This is a genomic window from Bacteroides sp. AM37-9, assembly GCF_003603455.1.
GTDB lineage: Bacteria > Bacteroidota > Bacteroidia > Bacteroidales > Bacteroidaceae > Bacteroides > Bacteroides xylanisolvens.
On record NZ_QTNF01000008.1, the window covers coordinates 23,478 to 37,982 of the forward strand.

The 14,505-nt window shown below is 43.4% G+C and carries 10 protein-coding genes; 7 read left to right on the forward strand and 3 right to left on the reverse strand.

From position 1 onward, the window contains the following. Positions 1-80: 80 nt before the first annotated feature. Positions 81-1,424 (reverse strand): LruC domain-containing protein, encoded by a 1,344-nt coding sequence (locus tag DW862_RS07595; RefSeq protein ID WP_120067625.1) that lies wholly within the window; start codon positions 1,422-1,424, stop codon positions 81-83. A gap of 325 nt (positions 1,425-1,749) precedes the next feature. Between DW862_RS07595 and DW862_RS07600 the strand changes: the two genes are divergently transcribed. The 5 genes from DW862_RS07600 to DW862_RS07620 are packed head-to-tail and all read left to right on the forward strand — an operon-like array spanning position 1,750 to position 10,082. After that, positions 1,750-2,922: a HEAT repeat domain-containing protein gene (locus DW862_RS07600; RefSeq protein ID WP_008023907.1), complete on the forward strand. Its 1,173-nt coding sequence runs from the start codon at positions 1,750-1,752 to the stop codon at positions 2,920-2,922. A 5-nt stretch (positions 2,923-2,927) separates the two neighbouring features. Next, a complete protein-coding gene (locus tag DW862_RS07605) occupies positions 2,928-4,403 on the forward strand; it encodes a glycosyltransferase (protein ID WP_004324274.1) in 1,476 nt (491 codons plus the stop codon). 30 nt (positions 4,404-4,433) lie between these two features. Further along, positions 4,434-7,400, forward strand: a complete 2,967-nt coding sequence (locus DW862_RS07610; protein WP_004310345.1) for a hypothetical protein — start codon at positions 4,434-4,436, stop codon at positions 7,398-7,400. Further along, a complete protein-coding gene (locus DW862_RS07615) occupies positions 7,375-9,528 on the forward strand; it encodes a DUF4838 domain-containing protein (RefSeq protein WP_120067628.1) in 2,154 nt (717 codons plus the stop codon). Before DW862_RS07610 ends, DW862_RS07615 begins: the two co-directional genes overlap by 26 nt. A gap of 38 nt (positions 9,529-9,566) precedes the next feature. Further along, positions 9,567-10,082, forward strand: coding sequence for a DUF1573 domain-containing protein (locus DW862_RS07620; RefSeq protein ID WP_004324271.1), 516 nt, complete (start codon positions 9,567-9,569; stop codon positions 10,080-10,082). Between the two features lie 61 nt (positions 10,083-10,143). On the opposite strand, the gene DW862_RS07625 is transcribed toward DW862_RS07620, so the two are convergent. Continuing rightward, positions 10,144-10,704, reverse strand: a complete 561-nt coding sequence (locus tag DW862_RS07625; protein WP_165861892.1) for a DUF4348 domain-containing protein — start codon at positions 10,702-10,704, stop codon at positions 10,144-10,146. Positions 10,705-10,815: 111 nt separating this feature from the next. Further along, the gene (locus tag DW862_RS07630; RefSeq protein ID WP_120067633.1) at positions 10,816-12,099 is read right to left on the reverse strand and encodes a DUF2851 family protein; all 1,284 of its coding nucleotides are present in this window, start codon (positions 12,097-12,099) and stop codon (positions 10,816-10,818) included. Positions 12,100-12,182: 83 nt separating this feature from the next. On the opposite strand from DW862_RS07630, the gene dapB reads away from it, so the two are divergent. Continuing rightward, positions 12,183-12,947 (forward strand): 4-hydroxy-tetrahydrodipicolinate reductase, encoded by a 765-nt coding sequence (gene dapB / locus DW862_RS07635; protein ID WP_120067635.1) that lies wholly within the window; start codon positions 12,183-12,185, stop codon positions 12,945-12,947. A gap of 35 nt (positions 12,948-12,982) precedes the next feature. Next, positions 12,983-14,467, forward strand: a complete 1,485-nt coding sequence (gene lepB / locus DW862_RS07640) for a signal peptidase I (RefSeq protein ID WP_004324267.1) — start codon at positions 12,983-12,985, stop codon at positions 14,465-14,467. The last annotated feature ends 38 nt before the right edge of the window (positions 14,468-14,505 follow it).

Sequence of the window (14,505 nt, forward strand, 5' to 3'; positions counted from 1 at the left end):
AAAGAAACCCCTCTTTTCGAAAAAAGAGGGGCTCAAATTGTACAAAATATCTCAAATAATGTATTGACCGGGATTTTGTATTACCAAGCTTCTACCACTTTTTCAGCAGCCGGATGCAAATACCAATCCTTGTTATCAGCTCCATTGCTAGTCACCCAAGCACGGAATTCAGGATAAGCGTTATCAAAAAGCACCTTTTCATAAGCATGTTTTACGCCAACAGGAACTTTAATTCCCCAAACAAAACCATTCTTATTACAATATGGAACACCTTCCATCATTTCACCGGCTGAATCAGCTTCGTAATTAGTATAAAGATAAGAAGGTCTATAGCCTTTCATGTGAATCTCTTTATTCGTATTTGTCACAATAAAGAAATTCTGATTATGAGTATCAGTAATAAGAGCACGATAAGCTTTCAATTGATCCAAATCTTCAGTAAGACTAGTACGAACCTTAGCTCCCAAAATAATTTCTGCACGCAACATGCCTTGTCCCGGATTTATAAAACCTTTTGTAGTCTGGAAGAAATTAGTATTATCACCCAAAGCACTCAAACCATCCATTATGATAACCGGACTACCGTGTTCCGTGTCTACCGTAACTTTACAAAATTGCGATTTTCCAAAGAGTTGCTGTTGAGGCATTTCTGCTTTCATTTCCCCAGTAGCAAGTTCGGTTTCTTTTCCTTGTCCTTCTTTCAAAAGAATACGGGTTGCAACAGTCTCTATATACTTTTTATCCAAGCCACCTAATACTACACCTAATTTAATAGGATATCTACCGCCTTTAGCACGAATATCCAAAGTCAACTTCAATCCTTCTTTATATCCCTGACCAGCTTCGAACCATTTTTCAGCCTGACATTCGGTTACTTTCAAATCGTACTCAAAAACAACATCGTTCAAATCATTGTCTTGACCTGGTTCAATCGGCCAATTGTCTTCAAACATAGCAACGCCTGTATTATGATAGAAAAACCATCCATCATCTTCCTCACTAGTTACCGCCACCGCATCTTCAGGTACAGTTATTGCTACAGTCTCGCCACTCCGAGTCACGCTATTTATCGGAAATGATGCTGTTTTATCTGTTCCATCAGAATACTTCAAATAAATATTGGCACAGTGAATAGGCACATTCAATTCCAAGTCTTTCTCTCCATCAACAAGCAGGCCACTCACCAACAAACTTCTTTCCTGATTTTCTGAATCCCAATACAAATCAACCGCTACAGGCTTACTTGAATAAACTTTAGCAGAGACAGTACGACTAGTTGCAAAATCAAACCCTGCCGGAATAACATACTGTGGGTAATCATCTCCTCCTCCATTATCCACTATCCCCTCTTCATTGTTACTGTCTGTACAAGCAACAACCAACATCGTCCCCATAAGGACATACATCAAACTTTTAATTTTCATCTTAATCTAATTTTTAAATTTATTGTTTGTTTTAGTTTCCCATGAAAGCTCTACCTTATCACACCCATATCCGAACCCTATATGTTAACTTATCGAAAATATAATTAACGCTTAATAGTATTTTAGACGTCCTTATTCGTAATTTCAATCCTTTCCATCGAAAATAATCACAAGAGCTCAAATATAGCTCAAAAGCCCTGTTCATAAACAATGGATAATATATACAAGTTATTTAGTATATTTGCATCAGACAGAACATTCAATACAACAAATATAGAACTTTTGTTTTGAATATACAAGTTTTATAGATTAAATATCAAGGGAAATGGATCAAGTACTGTATGGTATAGATTACATAGAATATTATTTCTATTGGATATATTACAAGTTTATTGGCTATCCTTTAATCATAAGAATATGCTCAATTGCGGTAATGTTTTGTATTATTGCGTACTTGTTTCTCCTATTCCATATTATATATGGTATATTCAAAAGGCGGAAAGAGAAGCGAAGATACAACAAAGCTTTCGACAAATATTACGAGGAAATGAAATCTATCTCGCTAGATTCTAACACATTAAGTGAAGAGGAAATCGCAGACAGATTACAGTATGATACGAAAAAACGTCCCAAGCCTAATGAATTACGTATTATCACTCAACTATTAACAGAAATCAAGAGTGTACATGAAGATGACATCCATGAACTAAACTATCAAACGATTCAAACCGTATTCCAGATCACGCGTTTCCTTGAACGCGAACTTCAATTCGGCTCCAAAAGAGCAAAGATACAAGCGCTGAAACTTATTCAATCCATCAACGGATATGCCTCTGAAGCGGTATTGGTGCGCTTCCTCTATCATCGTGAAATAGAATTGAGGAACTCTGCACGCTACACTTATATGTGGCTAAGCCAGGGAGATCCGTTCCGTTTCTTCGACGAAGACATCGGCATGAAGTTGAGACAATGGGATATGATGGAATTGCATGCCATCTTGGAACACCGCAAGAAGGTGGGATATAACACACCGAGCTTTATAAAATGGGTGAATACTTCGGCCGAAGAGAATGTTAAGATATTCTTTATCAACGAAATCCGGTTATATAATGAAACCGATAGTGCTCCCATTCTGGCTAAACAAATCAACGCACGCTCTACCGAAATCCGGGGCGAAGCGATCAGAACTTTAGGAAAACTAAAATATAAAGAGATCGAGCCCAAGCTGATTGAAATGTATCATGTGCAACCGGAAGAAGTCAAACGACAAATCATTTCGGCTGTTGCAGACCTGAAAACAGATAAAGCATTAGGATTTCTTTACAATGCTTATGATGAAGCAGACAACTGGGGGACAAAACGTATCATCCTGAAAGCCCTCTATGAATACAGTGCAATGGGAAGAAAAACATTCGATCAATTGGAGAGAAAAGCTGATTCCCACACAGCTATATTGTTTGCCCATACCAAGCATCCGTTAATCAACCAGTTAATTTAGAGAATATGAGAGATATAATATTTACATTCTTCAATTATTTCGTATTCTTTTATACGAGTATGCTGGCGATATTCTTCGTCACATTCGCCTTCCTCTCTTTCATTTCTCTGAAACGGAGAAAAGATTACTATGTGGAAAGTTATATGCGGAAAACAATTAAAGAATCTCCCTATACACCGGGTATTTCGGTAATTGCCCCTGCTTTCAATGAAGAAAAGACAATCATTGATAACGTGAACTCTATGCTCGCATTGGAATACCCACTTTTCGAGGTGGTGATTGTAAATGACGGAAGCACGGACAGTACGTTGAAGAAGATGATTGAACATTACGAACTGATAGAAGTTCCCTATGCCTATATTGAGCGAATCAAAACCAAACCGTTCAGAAGACTCTTCAAATCTACCAGTCCGAAATACAGTCGGCTCATCGTTGTAGACAAAGAGAATGGAGGAACCAAGGCGGATGCATCCAATGCAGGTATCAATGTTTCTTCATATCCTTATTTCATCTGTACGGACGTAGACTGTATCTTAGAGAAATATGCTCTTTACCGCTGTATATCGCCCATCATATCTTCCGATAAACAGGTAATCGCAGTCAGCGGAACGATGTTGATGGCAAACGGATGCGTAGTGAAAGACGGGCAGATAGTAGACGTGAGAACTCCGCGTACTCCGATTCCGCTTTTCCAGAACCTCGAATACATGCGTTCCTACCTGATTGGTAAGATGGGATGGTCTGCAATCAATGGTATGCCGAATGTTTCCGGTGGATTCGGTCTTTTCGACCGTTCCGTAGCCATTGCAGCCGGAGGATACGACGGTACTTCCTTTGCAGAAGATATGGACCTCATTACCCGCATGGTAGGATATATGTGCGACTTCTCCCGTCCTTATAAGATTATTCAGATTCCTGATACTTGCTGTTGGACAGAAGGACCTCCCAACTTGGCGATGCTTTACCGTCAACGTACCCGTTGGGCACGAGGATTGTTCCAGACACTTAGTATCCACCATAAGATGATCTTCAAGAAAACATATAAACAGATGGGATTGCTGACTCTGCCTTATATGTTCGTATTTGAGTTTCTGGCACCCATCATCGAGCTTACCGGTTTGATCGTATTTATCTATCTGGCCTTTACAGGAGCGGTCAACTGGAATACGGCGTGGATGATTTACCTGACGATCTATACGTTCTGCCAGTTCCTTTCCATCGTCGTTATTACCTACGACTATTACGTCGGGATGCTTTATAAAAGAGGATACGAATATCTGTGGATTATCATAGCGTCCATATTGGAGCCCATCTTCTATCATCCCATCATCACTTTCTGTTCATTGAGAGGATACCTTAGCTATCTGACCAATAGAGACTTCAAGTGGAAGAATATGGAACGTAAAGGATTCAAGCAGAAAGAAGAAAATACGGATGATGCTGAAACAGCGGCTATGAAGCCTGAACCGGCTACGATTTAAACAAGAAAGAAAGATTAAAGACAAGATAGAATGAACAGAGAATTTCTCCATAAGATCACCTTATTAGGTTGTCTGTTTTTGCTGATAACCTCTTCCTCCGGAACCGATAATGGATTCCAGACGCCGGAGCAATATGCCCAAATTGTGCAGGAGCATTTTGCGAACGAGGAATGGGAAGCAGGAAAAGAGCTGTTGGAGGAGGGCCTTCAGAAATACCCGAATGTTTCTGACCTTGAATGGCTCATGGGCAAATACTGGTTTCACGAAAAGAATTATGACCAGTCGCGTTATCATCTTGTTAAAGCAATAGACGACAATTATAACAACGTCAATGCCAAACACCTGCTGGTAGACGTGGAAGATATTACCGAAAACTACTCCAGTGCCATTTGCTACGTTAATGAGTTGCTGGAAGTGAATCCGTATTGGAGAGGCTTATGGCGAAGGAAGATTGAACTATACCGCAAGCAGAACAACGATGTGGAAGCGGATCGCCTGTTGAAACGAATCAATCAGATTTACCCGAACGATACCATTCTAAGGAAGGATTACATCTACAGCATGGAAGTAGGCTACCAACAAATGAAAAAAGGCGGTAACCGGAAAGAAGCGATCGAGAGACTGACGGAGCTAATCAAGGTATCTCCGCAAAACGAAGAATATTACCTGGACATCATCAACCTGCATCTGCAGGAAGGAAACCGGGAGGCTGCTCTAGGCTGGTCCTCCAATGGTTTGGCTGCCATACCGGGAAGCGGCGCCCTCATCGTCAAAAGGGCAAGTATCCTCAGTGAATTGGCGCGTTATCCGGAAGCACTGGCATTTATACGCGAGCAAATGAAGAGAAACAATAGTCCTGCCATACGGCGTATGTACAACGACTTATTGATGGAAGCTGCCCGTGCAGAGAAACAGCGGGACCCTTATGTATTATATGGCATGGCCTATGAAGGAGGCAACAAGAACAAGGAAGCATTAGACTATTTATTGAACACTTCCGTCACCCGCGGATATACCGACGATGCCCTCTTCTATATCAGAGAGGCTAAAAAACAATATGGCAACAATGATAAAGGAATTCTCTATAAAGAATATATGCTTTATCGCCAGATGAATGAGGATGATCTTGCCTATTCAACGCTGAAAAAGATGTACGAGATGTATCCTGATGATTATGACATTACGCTTGCCATGAGCGCGCAGCACATGAAGAAAGCTGAAAAACTGATGGAACTCGGTCTGTATGCGGAAGCATTGCCGCACGTATTGTTTGTATCTCAAAAACATGTAGACAACGACGTGAACGGTGCCGCATGGGAAAAAGCCTTGAGTTGCTATATCAATATGAAACGTTACAATGAAGCACTTGCCACATTGGATACCATCACCCTTCACTTCCCGGATTACGAGAACGGTACGTTGAAAAGGGCCTTTATTCTCGATAAAATGGACAAAACCGAGGAGGCTTTGCAACTATATTTGTCTGCCATCGAGCAGAGCGACGAGGATATGCGTATCTTCTACGTCATCGGATACGAGGAACTGGCAGTGCCCTACATCAAAAAGTGCATGGAAGCCGGAGCTACGAAGAAAGCATACGAAGAAGCCATCAAACTGGTCAGCCTGAATCCATCGAGCGATCTTGGATTACGGTATGCCATTAACTCGTCCGGTTTACTCGGAAAATACGATGAATTCGAGAAATATACAGCGCAAGGAATCAATTACTATCCTGAAGAACCGTTCTATCAGGCAAAGAGGGCTACTGTTCTTGAACGCGACAAGAGATACGAAGCTTCTTTGGAATTCCTGAAACCGATACTCAATAAATACCCGAGCAACAAAGAGATTATAGGCGCATTCTCACAAAGCAGCGAATATCGTGCCCTGCAACTGACAAAGGCGAAAGAACCCGAAAAAGCTCTCGCTGTTCTTGATACAGCTTTGCTTTACGACAGCCAGAACAAGTCGTTGAAATACACCAAAGGCGTGGTATATGAAGCCAACAGACAAGCGGATTCAGCCTATTATTATCAAAAGTATTACGAGCCTTCCATCATGGAATACCGTTCTTTCCAACGGCACTTATCGGGCCTTAGAAGCATGATGCTCAAGAATGAGATCGCTTTGACCTACCTGCGTGCACGCTACGGAGAAGAAGACATCATTACCTCCGTTGCCACCGCCGAATACACCCGAAAAGGCCAGAAGAACAGCTACACGGGACGTCTCAACTATGCAGGACGAAGCGGCTCGGCAAGCGACAGCATGGAGGCTGAAGAACAGACACCGGGAGGGGTCGGCATCCAGGTACAGGGAGAATGGACGCATCACTTCTCACCGAAGTGGAGCACTACGGTCAATGCCGCCTTTGCTACCAAATACTTCCCGGATATTACCGCCGATGTTGCCATACGGCATTATCTCAAGAATGACTGGGAAATAGGAGCACATGTGGGATACAGACGTGTAGCTGCCTATACGAAACGTTATGAATGGAACGACGAATTCTTTGCAGGAGGCACCGGAGATAACGGTTATCTATTTACCGGCTGGAATGAGTCAAAGACCAACCTGCTCACCGTAGGTGGAGAATTAGCCAAAACTATCGAAGTCGTTCGCCTCAACACGAAGCTGGATATGCATTTCTTCAATTCCAACTTCTACTACAATGCACAGATTGGTGCCAAATACTTCCCGGCTAATGACGGAAAGACGAATATCAACGCCATGGCAAGTATCGGATCGGCCCCGGAAACGGCTGTATTGGATTACGCGCTGCCCGGCTCTTTCTCACACACCAATACAATGGTAGGACTGGGAGGCCAATACATGGTCAGTCCTAATATTACCATAGGTCTGATGGGTACCTGGAATACCTATTATAACCAGACCAACACCGTGCGAGGGAGCAGTCCGCTCAACCCGATAGAATCCATATCGACACGCTATAAAAACTTATATAACATCTATGCACAAGTCTATATTTCATTCTGACACGCTTTGCCCCATATTGGCAGGAATGATATGTATTTGCTGCCTTTTATCCGGCTGCCGCATGCAGGCACGCACGGAGATGTTCCCATCTAAAGAAGGATACCTCATCACAATCGGCGAAGATCCGACGGACAGAGATACCCGATGGGCCAAATACCTGTACGAGCACCTCAAGAAACGTGCAAACGACGATGAAATGGTCGCTTTCGGTGTCTCCGAGATGGATATGTGGCGTATCATCATACAGATAGACCCGACATTGCAGAGAGGATTCAAAGTAGCCTGCAAAGGTTCGGATATCAGACTGACCGCAAGTGACGACAAACAAATGTTATGGCTGCAATACCAGCTGATAAAGAAGATCAGTAAAGAAGACCCGCGCATAGACGGTTCGGATCTTCCTCCCGCCCTTATCAACCTTAATGATACTTGCGGAGCTTTTGCATTTGACTATCAAAGTATTTATTCTCCATACGGCCTGAACGCCGATCATACAGGCGTTATCGGTCTGAACAACTTTGACGACAGCTGGGGAATATGGGGACACAACCTGCGAAAAGTATTGGGAAAAGATGCAGAGAAAGTATATGCCACCATTCACGGGAAAACAGATGACTCACAACTGTGTTTCTCTTCCGAGGACATGTATCACCAGATAGAAAGTTATATCGTAGATAACTTCGGTGAAAAGGGGAATTTCCGTTTTGTAATCGCACCGGATGATACTCCGTATGCCTGTACGTGTGCCACCTGTACCGCATTGGGAAATACAGAGAAGAACGCAACTCCCGCCGTTACGGAACTGATCCTCCGCCTGTCGCAGCGTTTTCCCAAGCACACGTTCTTTACGACTTCCTACCTGACTACGCAACAAGTCACAGACAAGCAACTTCCGCCTAACGTCGGGGTAATTGTCAGCGCTATCAACTACCCGCTCCGCCGGACAGACGGCAAGGACGAGCAAGACAAGAAATTTGCGGAACAACTCGACAACTGGAAGAAAGTAACGAATAACATCTATATATGGGACTATATCAACAACTTCGACGACTACCTCACTCCTTTCCCCATATTAAAGATAGCCCAGCAAAGACTCCAACTTTTCAAACAACACGGAGCCAGCGGCATATTTTTCAACGGAAGCGGTTACAGCTATTCTTCCTTCGATGAAATGAGGACTTTTGTATTATCAGCCCTTCTTATCAACCCGGAACTTCCGGTTGATGAGTTAATTAAAAGCTATTTCAATCAGGAATACCCGGCATCCAAAAAATGGCTGTACGATTACTACACAGAGCTAGAAAACAACGCCCAATCCGGAAAGCGGCTCGGACTTTACGCCGGTATCAGAGAATCGGAAAAAGGATTCCTCTATCCGGAGAAGTTTATCAAATTCTATGATGAAATGGGAGATTTTGTTTCCGAAGCAAAAGGGAAAGAGCGCAAAAAGCTGCACGAACTTCAGACCGCTTTGTCTTTCACGCGCATGGAATTAGCACGTGACCACGGTTTCGACGCTTACGGATATGCCAAGCGGAATGGAAAGGATATTCAGCCGCTCCCCCAAACCCGTGAATGGATCGCCCAACTCAAAGAGCATCAAGCATTTGCCGGAATGGAATATTATAACGAGTCAGCCTATGAGATTGACTATTATATAAAGGAATGGGAACAATATATACTTGCTTCCGACATAAAGAAAAGTTTGTTTCTAGGAATGAATCCTTCCGCAACCCCTAAACTAAATAAAAATGATTCAAAGAAACTGACCGACGGCACTCACGGTTTACCCGGAGACTATCATTGCGGTTGGGTTATCATTCCGGGAGAAGAATGTACCATCGACCTGCCGGTTAAAGGACTCAATGCATCAGGAACATTCTATATCAGTTTTCTGAATCTTCCCCGCCACCGTATCTATGCTCCACAGCAAGTTCAACTGTTGAAAGACGGAGTAGCCTATAAAACAATAGACTTGAAACCGGAAGACTCCCAAGAAAAAGGAGAAATGATGAAAGCCACCGTTCCGGCAGACTTGAACGGAACAGAACAATTAAGCATAAAAATCAGTTGTTTAAAGAAACCGGGAACGCAAATGGGTATCGATGAAATTGCATTCATCCCTTAAATGCTGAAAAAGTGATATAACAAAAATAAATGGCAACAATGAATAAATCTATATTCTATATTTTACTACTGACGGCACTTCCGCTCTGCTTTACAGGGTGCAGGAAGGAAGTACGTCCCACCAGCATGACGATAAAAGATTCCGTCAGGCACTATTACCCTATCAAGCAAGGTCAGCAACTCGATATCATGTTTACCATCACCAACACGGGAGACGCTCCGTTAATCATTTCAGAAATGCAACCTTCCTGTGGCTGTATCATTCTGGATAAAAGTTCGCATATCATCATTCCCGAAGACGGTATCAGGCAATTCAAGGCAACCTACAACAGCATCAAGAATGTAGGCGAAGTGGTTCACCGCATCCGGATTTTCGGCAATATGCTCCCAAATGGAAAAGCAGAACTAAAATTTGATGTTAACGTAGTCCCCGACGCAGATTATACACGTGATTATGAAGAACTCTATCAGGATTTCAACACTAAAAACGGCATTGTCAGGGAGATGGTAGACGGAAAAGAATCCGAACTAGGATATTATGTAGGAGAACCCTAATAATAAGTATTAAGTATTAAACGACTGGCTAATACTTAATACTTGATATTGATACTTATCTCTACGGATGTATTTCTTTGAAAGCAGCATTCTCTTCTTTCACATTCTGAATAGTCTGTTTTAACTCCCCAATCGGCAAGTCATATCTATACCAGCCTGTATAGCAATCCACCACATACCATTTCCCGTCAGCCTGCAATTCGAACTCAACACGCAAATCCACTTCGGACTCTTCATAGCCCGCTTCAAAGATTTTGTGTTTCGGTTCATTCAGCGTAAACTTGGAGACATAGATTCCCCCTTCTTCCTGAGTGATACGTTCTTCTTTCATGGTTTCACTATCCAGCAACGGCCATTTTTCCTTGGTGAAAGGGAACGTTTTTTCGGTTTCACCATCGTCTGCCAATAAAGTAATCGGAGTCTTTAATGGGAACTTGATACGAGTATACTGGAAGGCTGCACTGGAAGTAAATTTATCCAGAAACGATTTGAAATCTTCACCGTTTTGCGTAGTCAGTTCACTATCGGCTTTTGCCTTGGAACTATTACCGCAGGAGATAAACGAAACACCGGCGAGCAGCAGCATAGCCAGCAAGCAGCATACAAACTTTTTAGCTCTCATAACACTATACAAATTAAGAGTTTAATTGACGGCGCAAAGATAATGACAAGTTTGGCATCTTGGTTATTTTAAGAACTAAATATTTGCGCCTATATAATCAATTTCCCAAATCTATGTATGTTTCAGATATTCATAACCGAAGCGACAGTACAGACACTTTCGCTTATCACAATACTCTTTTTGCAACTGTATCAACGCCTGACTATCCGCCGCACTGACAACCGGAAGCCCGGCATCGCTCCACGAACGGATAATATGATTGCTCTCCGCCTTCAATTCTTCCAGAAAACGTCCGGCACGTTCACACATTCGTTCATCTGCCTTATGCAAGCCGTATGTATAAAGAAAAGGAACCACTGTATTTATGATTATCAAATCCTTGGAACGCTCTCCCATCGCCTTCTCCTTTTGTGAAGAAAGTCGTCCGAATAAATAATGATTTTCCCAATAAGGAGACGTACGGGCATCCAGTAAGTTTCTCACATCCGCCAGAGTTTCCGCTTCCAGCAAACGTGAAAACAACTTATCCCCTTTCTGATAGAGATAAGCCAACTGCGCCAGGCGAATATGCGGAAAGTTTTCCGGACGAAGCCGTAGAAAACGCCATAACGTAGCGTCCATCCCCTGCCCGATTTCAAACTTCCGCTGCAAATAACGAAACTCCTTGCAAAGACGGAGACTATACTCGTCTTCCTGTTCCTTTTTCAGAAACGTTTCTTCCAACAATCCAGCCAAACCATAGAAAAAAGCCTCTATCTGAAACAAATCATTCCGGTGCTTATCCATCGCACGAAACGGTAATAATCCCGCCCACGTTTCAAAAGCATCTCCATTCAAGCCAAAACCGAAATTACGGGCAAGGGTGATAAAGAAAGCATCTTCCCAATTACTGTTACAATGTTTGAGACGCTGTGTGATTAATTGCGCTTTCTGCTCCAAACGTTCCGTTTGCAAAGCGGTCAGCCAAGAATGAATGGTAAGTTTGGGAAGAGAGGCAAGGATGGAATAACAAGCCGGATAATGATCCGCGACACAAAGTTCGTGGTAATGCAATTGCACATTTTCCGGACAGGTAAGTAACAGTTGCGGTATCTGTTCACCGTTGGAACGGGTTATTTCCGTATCTGCTTCGCTTACTACATGAAGAATCACAGAATCGTATGTTTTGTCAGAATGATGTCCGTGGCGAAACCAGTCGGAAGAATGTGTATGTATTTCGATGTTTCCCACCCATAAGGCGCCGTCAATCTTTAGTTTCGCGTTGAAAAAGTCGGGACCGGCGTTGGGGTTTTGCAGACCGGGGTCAATCACTTCTACCGGTAAGCCGTTGGTGGTTTGCAGTAGTTTCAGGGGAAATAATTTATGTTTCCACACGTAGTGGAGAAGATGTTCCATGTTAACAAGACGTTAATGTGCACTGCAAATGTAATAAAAATCTTATCTTTGCGACTATTATTTTGAATATAAGTCAGAAAACAATGAAAATAGCACTGATCGGTTACGGAAAGATGGGCAAAGAGATAGAAAAGGTTGCCCGTAGTCGCGGACATGAAATCGTCTGCATCATTGACATCAATAATCAGGATGACTTCGAATCGGAAGCATTCAAATCGGCCGATGTGGCCATTGAGTTTACCAATCCGATGGTAGCTTACAGCAATTATATGAAAGCGTTCAAAGCCGGTGTGAAACTGGTATCGGGCAGTACCGGATGGATGGCCGAGCACGGCGAAGAAATCAAGAAGCTCTGCACGGAAGGGGGCAAAACACTCTTCTGGTCGTCCAACTTCAGCCTGGGAGTCAGCATCTTCTCCGCTCTCAACAAGTATCTGGCTAAAATCATGAATCAGTTCCCTGCATACGATGTCACCATGAGCGAGACACATCATATCCACAAGCTGGATGCCCCCAGCGGAACAGCTATTACACTGGCGGAAGGTATTCTGGAAAAGATAGACCGTAAGGACAAATGGGTGAAAGGGACTTTCCTTGCGCCGGACGGAGCCATTAGCGGAACCAACGATTATGCTCCTAACGAACTTCCTATCAGCTCGATCCGTGAGGGCGAAGTTTTCGGACTTCATACCATCCGTTATGAGTCCGATGTAGACACCATTTCTATCACCCACGATGCCAAGAGCCGCGGCGGGTTTGTATTGGGAGCCGTATTGGCAGCCGAATATACTGCTACACACGAAGGTTTTTTGGGTATGAGTGATTTATTCCCGTTCTTAAATGACTAAAATATCAGAAGCTAGTTCTAAACAAATATAACATTATGAGACAAGCCACACGCGCACAATGGATCAAATGTGCCACTGCTATTCTACTTTACCTCATCTTCCTAATCTGGGTACGGAGTTGGTGGGGCTTAATTGTTGTTCCTTTCATTTTCGATATTTATATCACAAAGAAAATTCCCTGGTCTTTTTGGAAGAAGTCGAAGAATCCGGCTGTCCGCAGTATCATGAGCTGGGTAGACGCCATCGTGTTTGCGTTGGTTGCTGTCTACTTCGTCAATATCTACATCTTCCAGAATTATCAGATTCCTTCTTCTTCGCTGGAAAAATCATTGCTGGTAGGCGACTTCCTGTATGTGAGCAAGATGAGTTACGGTCCCCGCGTACCGAACACTCCCCTTTCCATGCCGTTGGCGCAGCATACATTACCTGTCTTCAATACTAAATCATATATCGAGTGGCCACAATGGAAGTACAAACGGGTACCGGGCTTCGGCAAAGTGAAACTGAATGACATTGTTGTCTTCAATTTCCCCGCAGGAGATACCGTAGCAGTGAACTACCAACAGACAACGGACTTCTATACGCTGGCTTACGGCGAAGGACAACGCATCTATTCCAAACAGATTGAAATGGATAGTCTGACACGCGCCCAGCAACGTGCCATCTATGATTTGTACTATGCTGCCGGACGTAAACAGATAATGAACAACCCGCGCACTTACGGAGAAGTCCTCTGGCGTCCGGTAGACCGTCGCGAGAATTATGTGAAGCGTTGTGTCGGCCTGCCCGGTGATACCCTTCAGATTGTAGACGGACAGGTGATGATTGACGGTAAAGCGATTGAGAACCCCGAAAACCTGCAATTCAACTATTTCGTACAGACCACTGGTCCGTACATTCCCGAAGATATGCTTCGTGAACTGGGTATCAGCAAGGACGACACCATGCTGATAGAAGACTCCGGCTGGGAAAGCGGACTGCTGGAAATGGGACTGGACAGCCGGAATGCACAAGGCAAACTGAATCCGGTATATCATTTCCCGCTAACCAAGAAGATGTATGAAACGCTTTTGGGCAACAAAAAGCTAATCAGCAAAATAGTAATGGAACCCGAAGATTATGCCGGACAGATGTATCCGCTCAATCTTTATACCAAATGGAACCGCAACAATTACGGTCCGATCTGGATTCCTGCCAAAGGAGCTACTATTACCCTCACAGAAGACAACCTGCCTATCTATGAGCGTTGCATCGTAGCCTACGAAGGCAATAAGCTGGAAGTGAAACCGGACGGTATCTACATCAACGGTGAAAAGACCAACGAGTACACCTTCAAAATGGATTATTACTGGATGATGGGTGACAACCGTCACAACTCCGCCGACTCCCGTTATTGGGGTTTTGTACCCGAAGATCACGTAGTGGGCAAACCGATTGTTGTATGGCTATCGCTTGACAAAGACCGTGGATGGTTCGACGGCAAGATTCGCTGGAACCGGCTCTTCAAGTGGGTAGACTGATAAGTGTACGGATAGAATAGAGTGATAAGGTGATAAAA